Source organism: Halorubrum sp. Ea1 (assembly GCF_002252965.1).
Taxonomy (GTDB): Archaea; Halobacteriota; Halobacteria; order Halobacteriales; family Haloferacaceae; genus Halorubrum.
In genome coordinates this window covers 483-785 of the sequence record NZ_NHPG01000026.1, presented here as the reverse complement: position 1 = coordinate 785, position 303 = coordinate 483, and the positions used below count along the sequence as shown (strand labels likewise).

1 protein-coding gene is annotated in these 303 nt (G+C 68.6%); it reads left to right on the top strand.

All coding sequences use genetic code 11. The annotated features are described in order from the left end of the window. Positions 1–209: UDP binding domain-containing protein (locus DJ73_RS04040; protein ID WP_254921582.1), on the top strand; the 209-nt coding region annotated here is incomplete at its 5' end. Between the last annotated feature and the right edge of the window lie 94 nt (positions 210–303).

The window sequence follows — 303 nt, the reverse complement described above, 5'->3', positions numbered from 1 at the left end:
TCGAGGACCCGTCGATCGAGCTGACGGACTTCGACACCGCCGTCTCGGGAGCGGACGCGCTCGTGATCACGGCCGATCACGACGAGTTCGAGACCCTCGATCCGCGTGCGCTCCGCGAGCGGATGTCGACGCCGAACGTGGTAGATACGAAACAGATACTGCGATTACGGCGGTGGCGCGACGCCGGGTTCTCCGCCCGTCGCATCTGAGCCACCGTCCGATCCCGGTCGCGAGTGTGTGTGGGCGCGTCTGCCGTACGGGTCGATCCCGGTCGCGAGCCGGTCCGACGCGCTCGCCCGTGCG